General features: G+C 40.2%; 14 protein-coding genes. 6 read left to right on the top strand and 8 right to left on the bottom strand.

All coding sequences use genetic code 11. The features are described from left to right. Nucleotides 1-41: 41 nt before the first annotated feature. Together KO529_RS01290 and gcvP are read right to left on the bottom strand one after the other, a co-directional pair. Nucleotides 42-1,100, bottom strand: a complete 1,059-nt coding sequence (locus KO529_RS01290; RefSeq protein WP_215946118.1) for a 3-oxoacyl-ACP synthase III family protein — start codon at nucleotides 1,098-1,100, stop codon at nucleotides 42-44. Nucleotides 1,101-1,268: 168 nt separating this feature from the next. Next, entirely contained in the window at nucleotides 1,269-4,118 is a 2,850-nt protein-coding gene (gene gcvP, locus KO529_RS01285) for an aminomethyl-transferring glycine dehydrogenase (protein ID WP_215946117.1), read from the bottom strand. Between the two features lie 140 nt (nucleotides 4,119-4,258). Between gcvP and KO529_RS01280 the strand changes: the two genes are divergently transcribed. Next, nucleotides 4,259-5,089, top strand: a complete 831-nt coding sequence (locus tag KO529_RS01280; protein ID WP_215946116.1) for a hypothetical protein — start codon at nucleotides 4,259-4,261, stop codon at nucleotides 5,087-5,089. 212 nt (nucleotides 5,090-5,301) lie between these two features. On the opposite strand, the gene KO529_RS01275 is transcribed toward KO529_RS01280, so the two are convergent. Next, nucleotides 5,302-5,862: a sigma-70 family RNA polymerase sigma factor gene (locus KO529_RS01275; protein WP_215946115.1), complete on the bottom strand. Its 561-nt coding sequence runs from the start codon at nucleotides 5,860-5,862 to the stop codon at nucleotides 5,302-5,304. Between the two features lie 76 nt (nucleotides 5,863-5,938). On the opposite strand from KO529_RS01275, the gene KO529_RS01270 reads away from it, so the two are divergent. Continuing rightward, on the top strand, nucleotides 5,939-6,298 hold the full coding sequence (locus KO529_RS01270; protein WP_215946114.1) for a rhodanese-like domain-containing protein: 360 nt from the start codon (nucleotides 5,939-5,941) through the stop codon (nucleotides 6,296-6,298). 66 nt (nucleotides 6,299-6,364) lie between these two features. Then, nucleotides 6,365-6,775: a PH domain-containing protein gene (locus tag KO529_RS01265; RefSeq protein WP_215946113.1), complete on the top strand. Its 411-nt coding sequence runs from the start codon at nucleotides 6,365-6,367 to the stop codon at nucleotides 6,773-6,775. 85 nt (nucleotides 6,776-6,860) lie between these two features. Here KO529_RS01265 and KO529_RS01260 read toward each other — a convergent pair whose 3' ends face one another. The 3 genes from KO529_RS01260 to KO529_RS01250 are packed head-to-tail and all read right to left on the bottom strand — an operon-like array spanning nucleotide 6,861 to nucleotide 10,610. Then, nucleotides 6,861-8,891 (bottom strand): M3 family metallopeptidase, encoded by a 2,031-nt coding sequence (locus tag KO529_RS01260; RefSeq protein ID WP_215946112.1) that lies wholly within the window; start codon nucleotides 8,889-8,891, stop codon nucleotides 6,861-6,863. 49 nt (nucleotides 8,892-8,940) lie between these two features. Further along, nucleotides 8,941-9,441 carry a 5-(carboxyamino)imidazole ribonucleotide mutase gene (gene purE / locus KO529_RS01255; protein WP_215946111.1) on the bottom strand — a complete coding sequence of 167 codons (501 nt, stop codon included), beginning with the start codon at nucleotides 9,439-9,441 and terminating at the stop codon, nucleotides 8,941-8,943. Nucleotides 9,442-9,455: 14 nt separating this feature from the next. Further along, nucleotides 9,456-10,610 (bottom strand): 5-(carboxyamino)imidazole ribonucleotide synthase, encoded by a 1,155-nt coding sequence (locus KO529_RS01250; protein WP_215946110.1) that lies wholly within the window; start codon nucleotides 10,608-10,610, stop codon nucleotides 9,456-9,458. Between the two features lie 144 nt (nucleotides 10,611-10,754). Between KO529_RS01250 and KO529_RS01245 the strand changes: the two genes are divergently transcribed. The 3 genes from KO529_RS01245 to KO529_RS01235 all read left to right on the top strand — a co-directional run bounded on the left by KO529_RS01245 (nucleotide 10,755) and on the right by KO529_RS01235 (nucleotide 13,729). Then, complete coding sequence (locus tag KO529_RS01245; RefSeq protein ID WP_215946109.1) at nucleotides 10,755-11,870, top strand: adenylate kinase; 1,116 nt, start codon at nucleotides 10,755-10,757, stop codon at nucleotides 11,868-11,870. Nucleotides 11,871-12,035: 165 nt separating this feature from the next. Next, nucleotides 12,036-13,037, top strand: a complete 1,002-nt coding sequence (gene obgE / locus KO529_RS01240; RefSeq protein WP_215946108.1) for a GTPase ObgE — start codon at nucleotides 12,036-12,038, stop codon at nucleotides 13,035-13,037. Nucleotides 13,038-13,201: 164 nt separating this feature from the next. Next, the gene (locus tag KO529_RS01235) at nucleotides 13,202-13,729 is read left to right on the top strand and encodes a DUF4136 domain-containing protein (protein ID WP_215946107.1); all 528 of its coding nucleotides are present in this window, start codon (nucleotides 13,202-13,204) and stop codon (nucleotides 13,727-13,729) included. A gap of 110 nt (nucleotides 13,730-13,839) precedes the next feature. On the opposite strand, the gene KO529_RS01230 is transcribed toward KO529_RS01235, so the two are convergent. Next, nucleotides 13,840-14,214: a DoxX family membrane protein gene (locus KO529_RS01230; protein WP_215946106.1), complete on the bottom strand. Its 375-nt coding sequence runs from the start codon at nucleotides 14,212-14,214 to the stop codon at nucleotides 13,840-13,842. Nucleotides 14,215-14,292: 78 nt separating this feature from the next. Next, entirely contained in the window at nucleotides 14,293-20,373 is a 6,081-nt protein-coding gene (locus tag KO529_RS01225) for an alpha-2-macroglobulin family protein (protein ID WP_215946105.1), read from the bottom strand. Nucleotides 20,374-20,464: the final 91 nt, after the last annotated feature.

Here is a 20,464-nt window from a genome sequence, read left to right as displayed (position 1 = left end):
AGAAACAAAGATATTTGAAAAAGTGTTTAGCAGTCTATGGATTATACCATATAGACAATGGCGTTTATGTTCATGCCTGCACCAACACTGGCAAATATAACAACATCTCCCTTTTTTATCGATTGATTTTCCATTTTTCCATTTTTCACCATATCAAATAGGGTGGGAATGGTAGCTACGGAACTATTTCCCAATTTTTCTATGCTCATGGGCATAATTCTATTGGGCACTTCCATATTGAAAAGATTATAAAAACGTTTTACTATGGCCTCATCCATTTTTTCATTGGCCTGATGAATGAATATCTTTTTTACTTCGTTGATCGCCACTCCACTTTTATCCAAACAGTCTTTCATGGCCTGGGGTACATGGGTTACCGCAAATTCATATATTTTTCGGCCATGCATTTTTATGTATCGCGTATCGTCTTTTGCAGTTTTGGAATAGGACTCGCCATAGAAGAGAAAAAAGGCTTCTTCATTGGCATAGGTTGCGCTATTGTGCGACAGGATTTGGCCAGCATTTTCCCTGGCTTCAATAATGGTTGCCCCGGCACCATCCGAATAGATCATGGAGTCCCTATCATGCTTGTCCACAATCCTTGATAGGGTTTCTGCGCCAATTACAAGACATTTTTTGGCAATCCCACTTTTGATAAATGCATTTGCCTGGATTACTCCTTCTATCCAACCTGGGCAACCAAATAGGAGGTCATAGGCAACACATTTGGGATTCTTGATCTGTAATTGGTGTTTTACCCGAGTGGCCAAACTTGGTAAGGTGTCCCCTTGGTTTTTACCAACTGATACATCACCAAAATTATGGGCAAAAATTATATAGTCTAGTTCCTCTTTGTTAATTTGGGCATTGGCTATTGCCTTTTCTGCAGCAAAAAATGCCAGTTTGGAGGTGTTTAAATTATCCTCGGCATAGCGCCTTTCGCTTATTCCGGTAATGCCTTGGAATTTTTGAATGATCACATCATTTGGATGCTTAAAGGGAGTGCCATCCTCATTTAAAAAATCGTGATTTTTAAAATCTGAATTTTTTGTTACGATAGATGGAAGGTAAGAACCAGTGCCAGTAATGCCTATGTTCATAATAATGTGCAATTTTAATAGTATAAATATAAACCAATTGGGCCGCGGTAATTTATGTCCTTCGGATTTGATATGATGTTCAAGATAATTAAGCTTTTGTATTTGCTCAAAAAAAAGCCTTTCACATTTGATGGAAAGGCTTTAAAAGGCTTGATTTTGTTGAGATTTTTAGGCTTCTACATAAGCTTCGATGGGCGCACAAGTGCATATTAAATTACGGTCTCCATATGTGTCGTCCACGCGTCTTACGCTAGGCCAAAACTTGTTATCCAAAATATATGGCAATGGGAAGGCCGCTTGTTGTCTACTGTAAGGAAACTCCCATTTGTCATTGGTAATCATTTCCAAAGTGTGGGGTGCATTTTTTAGAGCATTGTTATTGTCCTCAACGGATGCTGCATCAATTTCTTCACGAATAGATAGCATGGCACTACAGAATCGGTCCAATTCTGTCAGGCTTTCGCTTTCCGTAGGTTCTATCATAAGTGTTCCGGCTACCGGGAAAGAAACTGTAGGTGCATGGAATCCATAATCCATTAATCTTTTTGCGATATCGGTAACTTCTATTCCATTTTCTTTAAATGGTCTACAGTCTATAATCATTTCGTGGGCAGCTCTACCTCTTTCTCCCGTATAGAGTACATCAAATTTTCCACTAAGCTTATTTTTAATGTAGTTCGCATTTAGGATAGCGGTCTTTGTAGACTGGGTCAATCCGTTTTCCCCCAACATTTTTATATATCCATAAGAAATTAAACATACCAACGAGCTTCCCCAAGGAGCAGCCGATATGGCTGTAATAGCCTTGTCTCCGCCCGTTTTAATTACGGGGTTTCCTGGTAGAAATGGTACTAGTTGTTCTGCCACGCAAATGGGGCCAACTCCAGGGCCACCACCACCATGAGGGATAGCGAATGTTTTATGTAGGTTTAAGTGGCAGACATCGGCCCCAATGGTGGCAGGATTGGTCAATCCTACCTGTGCATTCATATTGGCCCCGTCCATATAGACTTGACCTCCGTTGTCATGGATCAATTTTGTAATTTCCTTAATGGATGATTCGAATACACCGTGGGTAGACGGGTAGGTTACCATTAAAGCGGATAGATTGTCTTTGTGCAACTCGGCTTTTTCAGCTAAGTCGGTCACATCTATGTTCCCGTTTTCGTCAGTTTTTGTAACTACTACCTTCATGCCCGCCATAACTGCTGAAGCAGGGTTGGTGCCATGTGCCGAGGCAGGTATTAAGCAAATATTTCTATGACCTTCCCCTCTGGACTCGTGGTATGCCCTTATGACCATTAGGCCGGCAAATTCTCCTTGCGCTCCAGAATTTGGCTGTAAAGAAGTTCCGGCAAACCCGGTGATGATATTAAGATCTTTTTCCAATTCCTTAAGGATGATCTGATAGCCTTCCGCTTGGTCAATAGGTACAAAGGGATGGATATTTCCCCAACGCGCCAAGCTCAATGGCAACATTTCGGAGGCCGCGTTCAATTTCATGGTACATGAGCCCAAGGAAATCATGGAGTGGTTCAACGCCAGATCCTTTCGTTCCAATTTTTTAATATACCTCATCAATTCGGTTTCCGAGTGATAGGAATTGAATACACTATTCTCCAAAAACGTTGAAGTGCGCACCAGCTTGTTTTCAAGAAGGGATTGTGCTAAAAGGCCATTGATAACAATGGGTTCTTTCCCAATGGCTTCTGCGAAAATATTTACTATTAATTGTAGATCTTTCAGGGAGGTAGCTTCGTTCAATGCAATCGATATGGTGTCTGCATCAACGTATAGGAAATTAACCTCATGTTTTTCGGCAATGGGCCTCACTTTTGAGGAATCTGCCTTTATGCTTATGGTATCAAAATAACTAGTGTTGGTTTGATATAACCCTAATTTTTCAAGACTATCCACTAGGGTAACCACTGTGGAATGTACCTTGTTTGCGATATATTTTAGTCCCTTAGGTCCGTGATAAACAGCGTACATTCCGGCCATTACAGCCAACAGGACCTGAGCTGTGCAGATGTTGGAGGTAGCTTTGTCGCGTTTTATGTGCTGCTCCCTTGTTTGTAACGCCATCCTTAAAGCCGGCTTGCCATCGGTGTCCTTTGTAACTCCGATTATTCTGCCTGGAATACTTCTTTTGTACTCTTCTTTAGTGGCAAAAAAAGCGGCATGAGGTCCACCGTAGCCTAAAGGAATTCCAAATCGTTGAGTGGTTCCTACCACCACATCGGCTCCAAATTCACCCGGAGGGGTCAATAATGCCAAACTTAAGATATCTGCAGCAACGGCAACTTTTATATTTTTTTCAACCGCTTTGGCCACGAATGGGGCATAATCATTTACTTGGCCATGCTTTCCTGGATATTGCAACAAGGCGCCAAAATAATCATCTCCAAATTCAAAGCTTTCGTGGTTTCCAACGATCAGTTCTATTTCAAGTGGGGTCGACCTTGTTTTTAACAGGGACAATGTCTGGGGCAATATCTCTTCGGAAACAAAGAATTTTAAAACGTTGTTTTTCTTTTGATCCCTACTTCGTACATCAAAGAGCATGGTCATGGCTTCTGCAGCGGCAGTACTCTCGTCCAAAAGTGAGGCGTTGGCCAATTCCATTCCTGTGAGTTCTGCTATTACGGTCTGGAAATTCAATAAGGCCTCTAGGCGCCCTTGGGCAATTTCAGCTTGGTAAGGTGTGTAGGCCGTATACCATCCTGCATTTTCCAAAATATTTCTCTTTATCACTGAAGGGGTTATACTTTCATGATAACCAAGACCGATATAGGATTTAAAAACTTTATTCTTTTCGGATAAAACTTGGATATGGGACAAATACTCGTGCTCACTCATAGGCGGCTCCAGAGCCAAGGGTTTTTCAAGGCGAATATCGTCTGGAATTGTTTCGGTTATCAATTGGTCCACTGAGTTGGCATTGATGGTTCTTAGCATCTGTGGAAGGTCTTCCTCCCTAATGCCGATATGGCGCAAGGCAAATACGTCTGTCCTCATAAATTCAAGCATTTTTAATCTAAAATATAGGTGAGCAAAAATACTCATTATTTATGTTTATTTTGCAGCTTTTACTTCCAACTCCTTCAAAGTTTTTAACTAAAATAAGAGGTTATGAACACTTTGGTTATTTTTGATTTATGAACTGGCGTAGCTACTTATTTCATTTTTACTTGGATGCCAGTATACATGTAGCATTATCGGTGTTTGCATTAATTGAAATTTCCTGCGTTTTTTTCGGTCTGTCCAGGGACAATCATATCTCGTATCTTGTTTTTTTCGGTACAATTGCGTGCTACAATTTTGTGAAATATGGGGTGGAGGCAAAGAAGTATTTTTTAGTGGCCAATACTTACCATAAGAATATTCAGGTCGTAAGTTTTATTGCAGGGGCCTTTGCTCTGTACCATTCTTTTTTTGTGTCCTATGAAGCTTGGATCGGCCTTGCTGTTTTGTCGGTTCTGACTAGTTTATATGCTGTTCCGTTGTTGCCCAACGCAAAAAATCTTAGAAGTTTGGGGGGGCTCAAGATTTTTATAGTGGCTTTGGTGTGGGCGGGTACAACGGTAGTTTTACCAATTGTAGCTGCAGATATGGTTTTGGATTGGGATGTTGCAGTGGAGTTGGTGCAGCGATTTTTAATGGTGCTGATCCTAATGTTGCCATTTGAAATTAGGGATTTGGATTATGATGATCCGGAACTTAGAACTTTGCCCCAACGATATGGTTACCTGAACACAAAAATTTTGGGTGCCGCCGGCGTGGTTGTTTTTTTCTTTTTAACTTTTATGAAAGATTCCCTGACGTATTTGGAGGTGTTGAGTAAAGGCCTGGCATTTCTGGTTCTAGGAATGTTAATGTTGGTGACCAGAAGAAATCAATCCCAATTTTTTTCTTCCTTTTGGGTCGAGGCCATTCCAATTTTTTGGTGGGTCTGTATTTTGGTATTGGATGCCTTTTTAAGTCCTTGATTTTAACTTCGTTTTCATCTTTTCCTTTTCCTCAATGGGAAGCGTCTTAATGTTGGCTTGTGAGCAGAGAGATGTTAGTTCGGTATTTTTTTTGGAAAAGGTTTTACAGGTTTTGCAAAACAATACGTGAAGCTTAATCTTGATTTTCTCCAAGAAAGAGGCTTCCTTATACTGAACTTTAGTACAAATTATTTCAACGTCCTTACAGCTTTTCATATCTTGAACCAATTGTTGTTTAGGCAATCCATGAGAACAGTTCTTGCTCTATGGAGGATTACCCAAAGATTAGACGGATTGATGTCTAGCTCCTTACATACCTCTTCGGTACTGAGTCCGTTTATTGTTTTTAGGGTAAATGCCAAAGCGTGTTTTTTGGGAAGCTTGGCTATACAGTCTTGAATGGCCATGCCCAATTCCTCATTTTCTATTTGGCTGTTTTCCAATATACTCATGGGGTCCGCCACCTGTTCCTCCAAAAAGTTGCTATCGGCCTCACTATTTTGGTTTTGGGTAATGCGGACCATAGATTTCGCCTTTTTGGAATTTATTTTGCGATAATGATCAATTACTTTCCTTTTTAGGATAGAGATCAGCCAAGTGCGTTCAGCGGCCTCCCCTTTAAAATTTTTTGCAGATTTCAATCCGGCAAAAAAAGTCTCCTGTACCAAATCTTTGGCAATTTCAGAATCGCTTACCCGGCTTACCGCATAGTTAAAGAGGTAATCGGAATAACTATCGACCCAAATATCCGGATTTAATTCTTGTTTTGTCATTCATATGTTTGTCGTTTCAAAAATAAGTGATTTTTTTCTGAAGAAGAATTCTTATTTTTGATTAAGCAAATAAGTTATGAGAACAATATTTCTTTTTTTGGTAGTACTGGTACTGCAAACGGGCTGTTCCCAAGAAAATAAGGACAAAATGCCTATAAGCGACTTTAAGCAGGAATTATTGGATAACGCTATTTTGGTAGATGTTAGGACTCCTGAGGAATTTAGTGCGGGACACTTGGAGAATGCCGATAATATAAATTGGTATGATGCTGATTTCTCGGAACGTTTTAAAACAGTGGACAAAAACAAAACTATTTATGTATATTGTAAGATGGGCGGACGCAGTGCGAAGGCACAGGAAAAGTTGAAATCCTTGGGCTTTACCAATGTTGTTAACCTGGAAGGGGGATATGATGCCATTAAGGCGAACAATTAAACCTAGGATATCGGCTATACAATAAAGACCATATTTGGCATACGATGTCTGGGCAATTTATTGGTTATGATAAGATATAAGTCAAAAATTGGTTGGATTCTGGTAGTGGTAATCCTGATTTTGCTTTTAGCTCCTATTTTCCAGTTGTTGAAACACTCTTTAAGTATTGGCCCCATATTTTTGTTATTGCCTTCACTTTTTATTGGTTACATATTTATATCTACCTATTATGAGATTGGTAATGGAGTTTTAAGGGTTAAAAGTGGATTTCTGCTCAACCGTTCCATTCCAATAAGTTCTATAACAAAAATTGAGGCTACAAAAAATCCCATAAGTGCACCGGCCACTTCCTTTGACAGGCTGGAGGTGTTTTACAATAAATATGAAAGCGTCATCATTTCCCCTAAAGGGAAACGCGCATTTATAGCCCATTTAAAACAGCTAAATCCCAATATTCAGGATAATACGGGATTGTAAATTGTTTACTCTGTTTCAAGATAAAATGGAAACAGCGGGATATCCCTTTAGCGGTTTAGATTATTGCCTTAACCGAAACCTGTAATTAATTGGAAGTCTCAGCCAACAGGCCTGCCCTTTTTAACAAGGCCTCTATCTTTGGTTCGCTCCCTCTAAAACGTTTGTACAATTCCATAGGCTTTTCGGTTCCGCCTTTAGACAGTACATTGTCCTTAAACTTAGTGGCCACTTCTTGGTTGAAAATACCTTTCTCCTTAAAGTAGGCAAAGGCATCGGCATCCAAAACTTCCGCCCACTTGTAGCTGTAGTATCCAGAAGAATATCCACCTTGAAATATGTGGGAAAATGAAGTGCTCATACAGGTTTCGGGACATTCCGGGTATAGATCTGTTTGCTCAAAAGCTTTTACTTCCTGTTCCTTTACGTTGCTGATGCCGGATGGATCCGTGCCATGCCAAGACATGTCCAATAAACCAAAACTTATCTGTCTAAGCGTGGCCATTCCTTCTTGGAAGGTGGCCGAGTCTTTTATTTTTTGTACTAAATCCATTGGTATTACCTCGCCCGATTCGTAATGCATAGCAAATAATTCCAAGGCTTCTTTTTCAAAGCACCAGTTTTCCATTATCTGACTAGGAAGTTCCACAAAATCCCAATAAACAGAAGTGCCGGACAGTCCGGGATAAACCGTATTTGCCAACATGCCATGCAATCCGTGGCCAAACTCATGGAACAAGGTAGTAACCTCATTAAATGTGAGCAAGGAGGGTTTGCTAGCAGTAGGTTTGGTGAAATTGCAGACATTGGAAATATGTGGGCGTACATTAATTCCATTTTGAACGTATTGGGTCTTGTAGGATGTCATCCAGGCTCCTCCACGTTTTCCAGGTCTAGGATGGAAATCTGCATAAAACAGGGATACTAGGTTTTTGTCCTTATCGTAAATGCGATACGTTTTTACATCCGGGTGATATTTGTCAACATCAAAAACTTCTTCAAATTGCAGGCCGAATAATTTTTCGGCTACCTTAAATACCCCAGCGATTACATTTTCCAATTTAAAATAGGGTTTAAGCTTTTCGTCGTCCAGGTCGAACAGTTTTTGCTTTAATTTTTCGGAATAGTAGGCGCCGTCCCATTTCTGTAAACGATCTATGTTATCCAATTTTTTGGCAAATTCTTCCAACTCGGCAAATTCTTTCTTAGCTGCCGGTTTTGCTTTTTCCAACAATTCGTTAAGAAATTGGTGGACCTTTTCAGGGGTTTCTGCCATACGTTCCTCCAATACATAGTGGGCATGTGTTTTGTAGCCAAGCAAATTGGCCCTTTCATGGCGAAGGTTGGCAATGTTAATTATGTTTTTCTGATTATCCAATTCATCGTTATGAAAGCCTTTGCTGCCAAATGCAATGGAAAGTTCCTTCCTTAATTTCCTATTGCTGGCATATTTCATAAAAGGAATATAGCTGGGATAATCCAAGGTAATCAACCAGCCGTCTTTGTCCTTTGATTTTGCCAATTGCGCAGCTGCCTCTTTTTCCCCTTCAGGAAGACCGTCCAAATCTTCCTCATTGGTAAGGTGCATTTCATATTTGTTGGTCTCGGCCAAAACATTTTCCCCGAATTGAAGCTTAAGTTTGGACAGTTCGGCATCAATTTCGCGTAGGCGCTTCTTTTTGTCCAAGGGCAAATTGGCACCGTTCCTACTAAAGCTTTTGTATTTTTTGTCGAGAAGGGTTTGTTCCTCGGTGGTCAATTCCAGATCATTCCTTTGGTCGTATACCGCTTTAACCCGCTTAAATAAATCCTCGTTCAGGGTAATGTCATTGCTGAATTCCGACAATAGGGGAGATACCTCCTGGGCTATTTTCTGAATTTCCGGATTGGTCTCAGCAGAATTCAAATTAAAAAAGACGCTGGATACCCTATCCAATTGTTGTCCGGCAAAATCCAAGGCAGCTATGGTATTCTCAAAAGTAGGAACCTGCTTGGAGTTTGCAATGGCATCAATTTCTGCCCTGGCATCCTCAATGGCCTGCAAAAATGCAGGTTTAAAATGTTCGTTTTTTATTTTTGAGAATGGTGCTGTATCAAATGGGGTCAATAATGGATTCATATGAGGGTATTGCGTTTTTTTTAATGGTAAAATGATTTGTAAAGACTGTTTACTTTTTAAGGTTTGCTTTTTTCATTTCCTCGGCTCCGTCCATGACCTTTTGCTTTAAGCCTTCTTTGTATAAGATAATTTTGTCCAGGACACATTTGTCCGAGCTTCCAATGATCTGGGCTGCCAGTATTCCGGCATTTTTTGCGCCATTAAGAGCTACTGTCGCCACGGGAACACCGCCGGGCATTTGGAGAATGGATAGCACGGAATCCCAGCCGTCTATGGAATTACTGCTTTTTACGGGAACACCTATAACAGGTAAAGGGGACATGGATGCCACCATTCCTGGTAAATGTGCTGCACCGCCTGCACCGGCAATAATTACAGAGTACCCATTTTTATGGGCATTCTTGCTGAAATCGAACAATTTTTCCGGGGTACGGTGGGCAGAGACAATATCGACATCTACCTCAATATCAAAACCTTTTAATATATCAATGGCTTCTTGCATAACAGGGAGGTCGCTGGTACTTCCCATAACTACGGCTACTTTACTCATATCATTGAAAATTTTTATTCGCTAATCACTTTTATTGTATTCTTGACTTGTTCGGCTATTTTTCTTGCCTCCTTAATGTCGTTGTTCACTATGGTAACATGGCCCATTTTTCTGAAAGGCCTGGTCTGTTTTTTACCGTAAATATGAGGAGTAACACCATCCAGGCTCAAAATTTCCTCCATATTTTCATAGACCACATTTCCTGTATGGCCTTCTGCACCTACTAAATTCACCATTATGCCGGCAACTTTACTGGCCGTATTTCCCAAAGGAAGGTCTAAAATGGCACGGATATGTTGTTCAAATTGGTTGGTATAACTTGCTTCAATACTGTAATGGCCACTGTTGTGGGGTCTTGGGGCTACTTCGTTTACCAGAATTTTATCGTCCTGGGTCTGGAACATTTCCACGGCCAAAAGTCCAACATGCTTTATTTTATGGGATAGTTGAAGCGCTATTTCCTGAGCTTTTTCGGCGACTTTGGCATCTATACGTGCGGGACAAATAACATATTCCACCTGATTGGCTTCGGGGTGGAATTCCATTTCCACTACGGGATAGGTTTTAACTTCACCGCTGGCACTCCGTGCTACTATTACCGCAAGTTCATTCTTGAAATTTATCATTTCTTCTGTGATGCATTCCCCAGCAGGCAGACCGTTCAGATCTTCCAGTTTACGAACTACCTTAACCCCCTGACCGTCATATCCAAATTGTGTGGCTTTCCAAATAAAAGGGAATTTTAGTCCGCCATTGGCAACACTGTCTTCAATCTCACTTTTATAAGCGAAACGCTGAAAATCTGCAGTGGGGATATTGTTGTCCACATAAAACAGTTTTTGTTTTGCCTTGTTCTGAATAATGCGCAGTGCTCTAGTGGGCGGAAATACCTTTAGACCTTCATCCTCTAATTTTTCCAGGGCATCAAGGTTTACGTTCTCGATTTCTATGGTAAGCACATCTACTTTTTTGCCAAGCGCATAAACCGCCTCAAAATCCATTAAATCGCCCTTAAAAAATTCATTGCAGGCTATTTTGGAAGGAGCTTCGTCGGACGGGTCCAATACCTTGGTGTGGATGTCAAATTTTCTTGTTTCGTACAAAAGCATTTTACCTAATTGACCGCCTCCTAGTATTCCTAGTTTAAAATCAGAAGAAAAATAGTTCATTGGAAATGATTCGCTTGTATTAAAGTAGATTGTATATTAGGAACAAAAATACAGCTAAATCTTAGAAACTAGGCCTAGACCATTAAAAAAGAGAAATCAAAGTGCTATATTTGGCATCTTGAATTTATTATAAAAACATTAGTCTTGATTAAGCTACACGACAAATATTTTAAGCCTTTTATAAGTGAAGGTGAGATTATGGCCGCGATTAAAAAGATTGCGGACCAGGTCGCTGTGGATTACAAGAAGGAAACTCCCATATTTGTGGGTGTCCTAAACGGGGCATTTATGTTCGTTTCCGATTTTCTAAAGGCCTATCCACACCCTTGTGAGGTTTCCTTTGTTCGTTTAAGCTCCTATCAGGGACTTACTTCTACGGGAATTGTGGAATCGCTCTTGGATGTTCCGGAAAATATTGAGGGCAGAAGTGTTATTATCCTGGAAGATATTATAGATACAGGTAGGACCGTTAAAAAATTAATAGACCTATTTTCCAATACCAAGGTAAAGGAATTTAAAATTGCCACCTTGTTTTACAAATCAGAAGTGTATAACGGGGAGTATGATATAGACTATTTTGGTTTGAAAATCGAAGATAAGTTTATAGTAGGCTATGGATTGGATTATAATGAATTGGGAAGAAATTTAAGAGCAGTATATCAACTAAACCAAAAGCACATGATAAACCTAGTTTTGTTTGGAAAACCTGGTGCAGGAAAGGGCACGCAGGCTTCATTTTTAAAGGAAAAGTATAATTTAAAGCATATTTCAACTGGAGATGTCTTTCGTTATAATATTAAGAATGGTACCGAACTGGGAACACTGGCAAAGTCATATATAGATAAAGGTGAATTGGTGCCGGACGAGGTTACCATTAAAATGCTACAGGATGAGGTGGAGAAAAACCCCGAAGCCAGCGGATTTATCTTTGACGGTTTCCCAAGAACTACGGCACAGGCCAAAGCATTGGATGATTTTTTGGTAAGTAAGGAGATGAGGATCGATGCTACTATTGCCTTGGAAGCCAATGATGAAGTATTGATACAAAGATTATTGGAACGTGGTAAAGTTAGTGGTAGAAGCGACGACCAGGACGAAAAAATGATCCGTAACCGTTTTGATGAATACAATGAAAAAACAGCTCCCTTAAAGGATTACTATGATGATCAGGGGAAATTTCATAGTGTCAACGGAATAGGTTCTATAGAAGACATTACAAGCCGCTTGGCAAAAGTAATAGAGGAGCTGCAGGCAGTCTAATTTCGGGGTGTACTGAAATATATACTCCCAGTAAAGAGGAATTGCCTTGAAAAATGCCCCAGGGGTTCTTATAATCTGCCCACTCATAATTTCTTGGTTTAAAAGTTGAACTACAGGAATTTTGTAATCCTACTTTGACAGAACTTGGAATAATAAACTAAAAAAATGACGGAAGGAAATTTTGTGGATTATGTTAAAGTGCACTTGGAATCCGGTAACGGAGGAAAAGGTTCAGTGCATTTGCATAGGGAAAAGTTTATCACAAAAGGAGGGCCAGATGGTGGTGATGGTGGTCGTGGTGGTCACATTATTGTCCGTGGCAATAAAAATTTATGGACCCTGTTGGGTTTTAAGTTCACCAGAACTTTTAGGGCCGGTCATGGGGAGCATGGCAGTAAGAACCGAAGTAGTGGTGCAGACGGACAGGATGTGTATTTGGAGGTGCCATTGGGGACTGTTATTAAAGATGCTGAAACCCTAGAAGTTTTAATGGAGATTACCGAGGACCAGGAAGAGAAAATTCTTTTGGAAGGAGGCATGGGAGGTCGTGGTAACTGGCATTTTAGAACAGCTACCAACCAGACGCCAAGATACGCCCAACCCGGTATAAGTGGCCAGGAATTGGACCTTATCATGGAGTTGAAAGTATTGGCCGACGTAGGTTTGGTGGGTTTTCCAAATGCTGGTAAATCTACCCTATTATCCGTTCTTACCTCTGCCCAGCCCAAGATAGCAGATTATGAATTTACGACCCTAAAACCCAATTTGGGGATTGTGGAATACAGGGATTTTAAAAGTTTTGTTATTGCGGATATTCCCGGTATTATAGAAGGGGCAGCCGAGGGAAAGGGTCTAGGACATTATTTTTTAAGACATATAGAGCGTAATTCAACTTTGCTGTTCCTGATTCCTGCAGACAGCAAGGATATTTCCAAGGAATATGAAATCCTGTTGGACGAGCTGCGCAGATATAATCCCGAACTATTGGACAAGGACCGGTTGATCGCCATCTCCAAAACAGATATGTTGGACGAGGAGCTTATTGCAGAAATGAGGATTGAACTGGATAAAGATTTCAAAGATGTGCCCTATATGTTCATATCTTCCGTGGCCCAAATAGGGCTGGTGGAACTTAAGGACAGATTGTGGGCCATGTTGAATAAATAGCCCAATTTTTTTTATATATCCATATGCTCGTTTTTAATAGTTGTAATACCCTGCGTTTTAACGAATACTTGCCCTCATAAAAAACGGCATAATATTTTTCACTATTTTAGAGTCTATTTAGGAAATAACAATTTCTTAAGCAGGCTCTTATAAAAATTGGAATAATGAAAAGTATAATCCCATTCTTACTCTTGCTCTTTTTAGTTTCCTGTAGTGCTATTCGTGTAAATTATGACTATGATCGGGACACTGATTATTCTAAATATACTACCTATAACTACTATTCTGACATGGATACTGGTTTAAGTGAATTGGATGCCCGGCGATTATTAAGGGCCATTGATTCTACTATGCGGGGAAAAGGTTTTTTGTTATCCGAAGAGCCTGAATTTTTAATTAATATTTTGAGCAGTTCTTTCCAGGCCCCTAGAAATAATACCGTAGGGGTAGGTATAGGGGGTACAGGGAGAAACGTTGGTGGTGGAATGACAATTGGTATTCCGGTGGGAGCAACGAATGTGGAACGGGAAATTCAGTTCGATTTTGTAGACAGTCAAAAGGATGAACTTTTTTGGCAGGCCATTACAGTAAGTAGTCTAAGGGAAAACAGTTCTCCCAGTGAAAGGGAAGATAAAATACAGGCATTGGTGACCAAAACTCTTGAAAAATACCCACCTAAAAGTAGAAAGTAGTCCATATAGCCTCTGTAAAGGTTATAATGTTATTCGTTAAAATATTATAAATAAGAAGCGGGAGCCGTTATGGCTCCCGCTTCTTATATTCTATGATGTTATTATAGAGGTTATGGTCTCAGTATGTCTTTATATCTTTCTTTGTAGGCGTACAACATTACTATATTAAGAACAAGCAATACCAAAGTTAGGCCAATGGAACCTGGTTCCAAAAATGCATTGAACAATAATGCATTCACAGAGACGGTCATCAGTATAATCATCATTAACGCACCAAATTTATTGGTCAATAAGGAAAGTCCTGAAAGAATCTCCACTATGGCTACCACATAAAGGGTATTGGTGCTCATTAAGGCGGAAAAATAGTTCATGGCAGCTTCGGACATTTGTCCTGCCGGCATAAAATGTAAGAATTTATTCGCCCCGAAGACGATCAGAAAAATTCCAAAAACAAAGCGCAAGGCAATAAAGAAGGTAGAGTTCATAATTCGTTGATTTTACGTTAGTTATTTATGAATTTATGAAAAAAAGCAATACCTTTTTAACAATATTTTATTTTTTTGTTATTCTATAAGAATCCTCACTCCCTCGCTATGACTACTAAATTCGGGGGCATACATACTCTGAATGGTGGAAATTCCGTTGCTGAAGTCCCCGGCATTGTTGACCCTTAAGTCATATTCGAACACAAATATTCCTTTGGGCAAGTAGTCGAAAAAGAAATTGGTACTGGCATCTTTTGTGCTTTCATAATATCCCAGGCCATCTTGCCATTTATAGCTGGAAAGCACATTTATGGGTTCCATTCCCGCGGCCCTCATATCTTTCATGTGTACAAATTCCATTGGTCTATCTGCCCTTAATTCAATTCTTATACGAACTAAATCGCCAACATGTAAAGCTGTTTTGCCATTAATTTCAGACAATACCTCACCTGTATCCGTGTTCTTTTTTAGGAAGACTTTCTTTTTTAATTTCAAAGGTGTATCGGCAGGGGTTATTTTGTCCAAATCTTCAAAATATTGCCAGTACAAAGCTCCCCAAGCAATGCCGTCCCCTTTTTTGTTCAGTTGAACCTCTGCCATTTTTGGACTTATTTCGTTTTTGCTCCAGGAGGTTTTGTAATATCCGGTTCCGGCTTCCACTTGTACATTTTCGAGTTTGGAGGGTTCAATTTTTTTACCTCCAACCAGGACGTCTACAGCTTCTGTTACAGACAACCATTCACTTCCCCTTAAAAGTAGGGCATATACTGCATCAGTGGTAGCTTTGGTAGTTTTCCATTGATTGGTCTGTTTGTTCTTCAATAGCCAAATTTTAAGATTGTCAACTGTTTTAATATCATCTTTAATTTCAGAAAAGGCTTCTATTAACAGGGATTGGGTCTCAATTGGTGCTTGGTACCAATACCAGGAATTACTATTTTCTTTCCAATACATTCCTAATTCATCACTCAAAATACTATTTTCCTCCAAGGACTTAATTATTTTATTGGCTGTAGCTGTATTTCCGTTTCTATGGAGAATTAGGGATAGTAGCCCTTTTGAATACAAGTCCCTTTTTACCCAATATTTTTGTACCTGGCTGGTGTAGTAATCCATAATTTCAGCTACTTTTTTGGAAACCTTGATGTCTGGAAAATAACTGCGCATATACATATAATGTATTTGGGTATGGCTCAAATGGTCATTGTTAAGGTCTGTGGCGTATTTTTTCATTTGCTCGTATTCTTTCACAAACTCATCGTCCAAAAAGGCAACCGCATTTTTTATTACTTGCTGTTCCTTGGTATTGCTGTTCTTTCCAATCCCGGATTTTTCCTCACTTCCACTGGGTGGTATAAGTTTTTTGAGATGCCCTAGGCCAGTAACAATATGTTGGGTAATAAATCGGTTTTCGGGGCCTCCCTTGAACCAGGCCCAAGCCCCGGACGACATTTGATTCTGAACAAGTTTATTGAAGGCATTGTCTTGATCATTTTTCAATTTGTTGAGATCGAAGAGCAGTGCTATTCGTTTCTTTTGTTCAGTTTCAGATTGTGCATCGCGCAACCATGGTGTTTCCTGGATTAAAATGGATTTTAATTCTTCATTTTTTTCAAGGTTGCTCAATAAGGCATCGGAATTGGCCCATTGGTTAAATACCTGTTGTATTCTCGGATTGGAATTGGCAATATACCCTCCCAAAGTGTTGGCGTAATATCTCGAAAATATTTGCTCGTTACAGTCATAAGGATATTCCATTAAGTAAGGCAGAGCCTGAACGGCATACCATGCCGGATTGGAAGTTATCTCCAAGCTAAGTTGATGATGCTTTAGGGTAGTGGAGGTAGTGTTCTTTAATTTATCCAAAGTAAATGTCTTGGTTTCATTTCCCCGCACCCACATTGGCAGGGTTTCCGTGACTAACATTCGGTTAGAGAGTACCGGAAGTACATTTTGTTCTCCGTCGCTAAAATTACCCGCCTTGGCCATTACCTTGTACTGTACGGCTCCAATTCCTTCGGGAATTTTCAAGTTCCAGGACACTTGGGTATTTCCCATGGCATCTACAGTAAATGTATTTTCGGGCATAACAGTTCCGGAAAGTGGGTCACTGATCAATAATTCCCGGGTAATATCCTTTCCACTAAAGGCATCTGCCAATTCCAACCTGGCATTGCCACTGAGCAATTTGTTGGTTAGATTCGCAATTTTGGTGCTGATTGTTATTTTATCTCCCTCGCGTAAGAAACGGGGTGCATTTGGGGTAACCATTAATTCTTTTTGCGTAACGGTTTCCAAGGTGGACGTGGCGCTTTCCATGGACTTGGTATGTGCCAGTAGCTGTAGCTTCCATTTGGTCAAAGCTTCAGGGGTAGTGAAACTAAAGGAAACATTCCCGTCTTTATCGGTGAGGAGCTGGGGAAAGAAAAAGGCAGTTTCCTGAAGGTTTTTCCTGATTTGGATATCGTCAAAGCTATTTTTGTTGTCATTCTCTATTGGGGCAATTGGGTTATTGTTCCCCTTGTTTTCCGGGGCTGGTGCTGCACTGCCGGTTACTGCGGTTTCCTCCAAGGATTCACTTTCAGCTAACTCGGCCCTTTGTATACCTGGTGCACTACTCTTCATCACCATTCTGTCATATAGGGCATAGCTATATCCAAAGTGGAAACCGAACCAATCAAAGGAGTCATAATCTTGAGGGTCATAACTAAATCTATCTCCAAAATTTAGATAGGTATTAAAGGAGGTAATCCCGTAACTTTTATAGGCATTGAGGTGTCTGTGGGAGTAATATTGCCCCCTGTAGTTCGGGGAGAAATTCCAATGATGTCCTTTAAAGGCATCCAAAGAGGCATCATACATACTTGCCAACAGTTCGGCAGTTACCTTATCACCTTTGGGGCCTTTAATATTAAAGGACCAGGTTTCCTCTTTGCCAGGCTGCAGCTTATCCCGAAAGGTAATTGTTTCAATTTCTAGCTCAGAACTGGGATAGGGGACAGTAATAGAAAGGCTACCCGATTGAAAGGCGTTGTATGCGGAGAAGCTATAATTTATGGCAAATCCACCCAAATCATCGGCGGTAACCGGAATTTCAATGGTCTTTGAGTTATTGTGCAATTCAATTAGGTGTGTTGCTACTATTTTACGATCCTTTTCAATGAATAAGGATATGGTAAGGTCTTCCGCAGCGGAGCGCAAAGTAAGTTTTGCTTTTTCTCCAATGGCATATGAGTTTTTATCGGTCTTTATTTGAAAAAGCTGATTATCCGCTGGTAGCTTGTCCTTATCACTGTAAAAAGTAGTTTGCGTAATGTCCTTTACCAGTTGACCAAATTTGTCCTTTGTTTCCAGTTCAATGACATATTTACCGGACAACCATTTTTTTACGTTGCCCATGTCAATTTCCTTGGATTTTCCTGTGTCAAAGCTGGATTTCCAAACCAATTCCCCTTTTTCCCAAAAGGCTGGATTATCTTCCTTGCCAAAGGCATCATGGGGAAAAAGTTCCTTGAATTTGGTTTTTCCAAAGCCATCATAATCCGGAGCAGCCCAAGGTCTTGGTCTAAGGACATTGTTTGGGGCCTTTAGTTTATACATTTTTAGGCTTCCTTGCGCTGCAACAAACTCACCGTTAAGGTTATAGGTGGAGATGGTTATCTTAGGATTTTTGCCATCCTTGTTCAAAGGATCATCAATTTGAATATCGGCCGTTAGCGCATGATACCCCACGTTGACCATGGTAGTTGCACTATGGGTCTCGCCATTGAGGTCCGTAACATCTGCTGTAACCTCATAGTTGAAGGTGGGCATATTTTCCTTGGCAATACTTAGATCTGGTATGGCTTTGAAGTTAATCTCGTATTTACCGTTGGCATCGGTAACCGTTTCGCCATGGGCAATCTCTTGAGGGGTCCCATCAAAATAAGGCAGGTGCCAATAATACCATTTAGGGTAGTACACCACTCGCCTAACGGTATAGCTTACCTTGGCGCCTGTAATAAGGCTTCCTGCGTAGGCCTTGGCCGTTCCCTTAACGGAGATGGTATCGTTTACCCTGTACGTCTCTGTAATGGATTCCAGTGAAGTTTCAAATTTGGGACGCTTGTATTCCTCCACTGAAAAATAACTATTGCCGCTAATGTCAACTTCTTCGGAATCCAATTTCAAATAATAATTCCCTGTAAGCCCATTATTGGGTAAAATGAATGTGCCTGAAATGGAGCCATAATCATTGGTTCTAAATTCCTGTTGGGAAACTTCTTGGTGATTAACATCCATAAGGCTTACCGTTAATTTGGTATTGGTAAGCACGGAGGATTTATCGTCTTTTTGAACCATTGCCAACCCTTTAAAATATAGGGGTTGTCCCGGCCTGTAAATACTTCGGTCCGTAAATAAAAAACAGGAGTATAGGTTGTCTTCCTCCCCTTGGTCATATTTGGCATTAACATAAAAATCTTCAAAGAAGGCCTCTTCATTTTTGGTACCGATAAGGATATCCACGTTGTTCCAGTGCTCGCTGGATAAGGGAAGGGTTACCAACCCTTTCTCGTCGGAAACCAAGGTCTTGGTCAGGATGGGTCTTTCGTAGTTTTGTTGATAGGAAAATTTCAGGGTAGCTCCGGATATGGGTTTTCCACTATTGCGATCAATTACCTGAAAGTTATGGTCTGTACTGGTTTGCCCCTCCACCAATGCCAGATTGGTGACTTGGATAGGACTATAGGCGAAGGTGTTTTCGGAATCGGTATAAGGGGTAGCCAAAATAATGTACGACCCGTTACTTAACTCTGGCAATAGGATTTCAATTTTGTGGGATTGATGATCATTTTCGTTGATAAGCTTGGCATTCCAATTTTTAACTTCCGTGAGTTTTTTAATAAAAGCCAATACTTTTTCCTCGGGATAAAGACTGTTGAGCTGCTTTATCTCCTTTTGGGAAATCTTATGGGCCGATAATTGAAGTGTATGGAGATTTTTGTATTCTACGAGTAAACGGGAAGGTAGGTTGACAGGTACATGTCGTTCCCCGGTCAATTGTAGGTCTCTGGATAAAATCTCAGATTTTAGTGCCTTACATTTTTCGGCGCCCCTACTGTTTGGAAACTGTTCTATTACAGATTCACATAAGGCCATAGCCTCTTTCTGCTTCCATCTTTGCTCGTCTTTGATGTTAGGTTGATAACTATTGCCCCATTCGCGGTACAACATGGCAATTTCATATTGGTATAACGCCGAGTTTTTATTGTTTTTAATGGATTCGGCGGTGTTTTGCAAAACCTCCAGGTACTGTTGGTCCTTGTTGGGAAATACCGCATTTTCCTTAATATACCTCAGACGTTCAATATCAATATCTACATATGCTTCATCTTTAGGTTTATGGAAATCCAAGAGTTGCTGATAGAGCATTAGGGCCCTGGATTGTAAGGAAGTCTTGTCCCTGGTGCTAATTTGTTGCTCAACAAATTGTTTTCCCTCGCATAAAATTTCTGGGTTGTCCAATTCAAATTTGTCTGCCGGACGTGTAATGCTGTTTTCACTAGTCTTATAAAAATTCAATGCCGAATGGGCCAAAAGATCAAATAGGGTTGGCCGGTATATCTGGGAGCCTTTTTGTTCATTAAGTATTTCTTTATAAGCATCCACTTTTAGCTGTTGTAACTCTAATGGCTTTTGCAATGAAGCATCAAAATGCACACTTATTTCATTGAAAATAGTGCTAAGATCCCAGGTTCTAAAATCAATACTATCCACTTTTTCCTCTGTGGTTGTCCTGTCGTAGAATTGATATCTATTTTGTTGAAAATATTGCCAATACATATTTGCCAAATAACCTTCCAAGATATTCTTGGTTGGGAATTGACTTTGGTCTATTTCTTTTTTAAAATCGCGTACAATTTTTAATTGGGCGTCCTCCTCCAAGTTTAGCGCATATTTGGAGGTGTATAAAAGTGACCTTATGATCTGAACGGAATTCTGTTCTTTTTTGGCCTTTTTTGAGATTAAGGTCACTATGTCCAATGCGGATTTGGTCATGGCCTCATTCTCCAATTTTTGTACCCTTTGCCATAGGGAGGAATAGGAATCGTTGGTAGATTGGGATTGTCCCATTTGTGAGAACAGGATTAAGGTGAATATTGTTGCTATCTTTTTCATTTTTATTAATATATATAACAAAATTGGTGTTTATTTCATGGGGTTGCAATCCATAATGAGTGAAACACTCTTTTAAGTGAGTAAACATGCC

The sequence above is a fragment of the Arenibacter algicola genome (assembly GCF_018860365.1).
GTDB lineage: Bacteria > Bacteroidota > Bacteroidia > Flavobacteriales > Flavobacteriaceae > Arenibacter > Arenibacter algicola_B.
The sequence above is the reverse complement of the archived record's forward strand: the minus strand, read 5'-3'. Positions and strand labels throughout refer to the sequence as shown.